Source organism: Candidatus Zixiibacteriota bacterium (assembly GCA_040753495.1).
Taxonomy (GTDB): domain Bacteria; phylum Zixibacteria; class MSB-5A5; order GN15; family PGXB01; genus DYGG01.
The window spans coordinates 1-2,415 of record JBFMEF010000090.1 but is presented as its reverse complement, the minus strand read 5'-3'; the positions used below and the strand labels follow the sequence as shown (position 1 = coordinate 2,415).

3 protein-coding genes are annotated in these 2,415 nt (G+C 49.6%); 2 read left to right on the top strand and 1 reads right to left on the bottom strand.

The genetic code is table 11. The features are described 5' to 3' along the window. A partial coding sequence (locus AB1690_05680; protein ID MEW6014792.1) for a hypothetical protein occupies positions 1–589 on the bottom strand: 589 nt, incomplete at its 3' end. A gap of 295 nt (positions 590–884) precedes the next feature. On the opposite strand from AB1690_05680, the gene AB1690_05675 reads away from it, so the two are divergent. Continuing rightward, on the top strand, positions 885–2,180 hold the full coding sequence (locus AB1690_05675) for a glutamine synthetase family protein (GenBank protein MEW6014791.1): 1,296 nt from the start codon (positions 885–887) through the stop codon (positions 2,178–2,180). After that, a partial coding sequence (locus AB1690_05670; GenBank protein MEW6014790.1) for an amidase family protein occupies positions 2,177–2,415 on the top strand: 239 nt, incomplete at its 3' end. The genes AB1690_05675 and AB1690_05670, both read left to right, overlap by 4 nt.

Sequence of the window (2,415 nt, the reverse complement as noted above, 5' to 3'; positions counted from 1 at the left end):
AGTAATGATAGATCGGCGCCCCCGCCCGTTTGACATTCAGTTTCCTTCCCGGGTGACCGGCCGCCATTGCGGCTTCCGAGGGATATATCCGGAATCCCTGCGAATCGCGATAAGAGCGGATTAAGCGGTCGTTCCGGATGAGTCGAATTTCGCGGCGGTGCCACCGCCGCGTTATGCCGATATAGTTGTAATTTCCGAAAAAATTCAGAAAGTCGAAAAGAAGTCCTTCCACGCGGCGGTCATCTGAATATTTCTTGATTGACTCGTGAATCCTGGTAAGGTCGTTTTCATGGATGACTTCGTCCGCCTGTATATGCAATCCCCAATCGCCGGTGATGGCATCACGAGCTATATTGCACTGCTGGGCAAAGATGGCGCCCCCCTCGCGCAGATTATCATCCCAGACGGTATCGATAATCCGCATCTTGGGCGAACCCAGTTTGACAATCGCCTCTCTGGTGCCATCGGTTGAATCGCCGACCGCAACTACGAATTCATCGCAGAGCGGAAGCGCTGACTGTATTGACTGCAGGAACGGGTAACCGTAATCAAATCCGTTGCGAATATATGAAAAGCCGCTGATTTTCATATTCTTCAAGAATCGGCGCCAGTGTAAAACAAATCTGACATAATTGCGTTAAGTAATTATCATTCAAGGCGGTTTGTCAAGAGGCAAGGGACGAGCGGCGCCAAATTAAAGCCGCGGCAGCGGTTAAAGCCTCAAAAATAGTCGTTATTGGCTTTCTTCAAGGGTGCGTATTGTTTGGCATATTCAGAACGGGTAATTTTTATTTTGAACTGAATGGCAAAAAAACATAAATTTATTATTCATTTCCATTTTGGAGGATTGGACTGTGGTTAAAACCAGAGAAGATGTCTTGCGGATGATTGATGATGCTGATGTTCATTATGTGCGCCTGAATTTTACCGACATCCTGGGACGGTTAAAAGGGATGTCGATTACACGCTCGGAGATTGAAACCGTACTGGAGCGGGGGCAGGCTTTTGACGGCTCCTCGATAGAAGGATTCGTAAGAATTGAAGAATCCGACCTGATGGCGATTCCGGACCTCCGCACTTTCCGCGTCATACCGTGGGAAATCGGCGGCGAGAAAACCGCCATGATGTTCTGCGATATTCAATTGCCTGATGGGAAACCGTACGATGGCGACCCGCGCTGGGTCTTGCAGAGGGTGCTCCAAAAATACGCCAAGAAAGGATGGACAGCGTATCTCGGACCGGAGATTGAATTTTTCTACTTTAAGGATGAGTCCAACCCGGAATTGCTGGACAAGAGCGGGTACTTCGATTATGGCGCGTTTGATCTCGGAACACATGTCGTAAAGAAAACGGTGGCGGCGCTGGAACTGATGGGGATTCCGGTGGAATGCTCCCATCATGAAGTCGCACCCAGTCAGCATGAAATCGACCTGAAATATCAAGAGGCGTTGGTAATGGCTGACTTTGCGCAGATCTACCGCTTCGTGGTGAAAGAAGTGGCGGCGGAGAATGAAATTTACGCTTCTTTTATGCCGAAGCCGATTTTCGGAGAAAACGGCTCCGGGATGCATACTCATATGTCAATTTTTGACGGGGACAAAAACCTGTTCTATGCCAAGGATGCCCCTTATCATCTCTCCGATATGGCCCGTTATTTCATGGCTGGCATCCTGCATCATATCAAAGACCTGACCCTGGTGCTGAATCAGTGGGTCAATTCCTATAAGCGACTGGTGGTCGGTTATGAAGCCCCGGTTTATGTGTCGTGGGGACGGCGCAATCGTTCCAGCCTTATCCGGGTTCCGATGTTTAAGGCCGGTCACGAAAAATCGACCCGGGTTGAACTCCGCTCGCCCGACCCGGCATGTAACCCCTATCTTGCCTTTGCGCTGATGCTCGGCGCCGGACTGGAAGGAATCGAGAATAAATACCCCTTGCCGGAACCGATTGAAGAGAACATCTTCACCATGACCAAAGAGAAACGGGAGAAGTTCAAAATCGACGCTCTTCCGGACTCTTTGGAGAATGCCATCAGACTGACCGAAAAGTCGAAACTGGTGCGGGACGTTTTAGGCGATCACATATTTGAGACCTTGATAGCCAACAAGAAAGTGGAGTGGGACAACTACCGCATCAATGTCACCAAATATGAGATTGATACTTATCTTCCATTCCTGTGATCAAAGAATATCACAATCTGACAGCGCGTGAAATCGCTGACGGAGTAAAAAACAGGAAATTTAAAGCGGTCGATGTTTGCCAGACGGCGCTGGAGAGGGCCTTCAGCGCCGGCAAAAAGTTAAATGCATTCATAACCGTCACATCTGACCTTGCCCTCCATCAGGCTGAGGCTATCGATGACCGCATTGCCTCTGGTAATCCGACCGGTCCGCTTGCGGGTGTCCCGATTGCCCT

What these genes read in the sequence shown, in the direction of transcription:
- AB1690_05675 (MEW6014791.1), top strand. Translation starts at nt 885, where the DNA reads ATGATTGATGATGCTGATGTTCATTATGTGCGCCTGAATTTTACCGAC.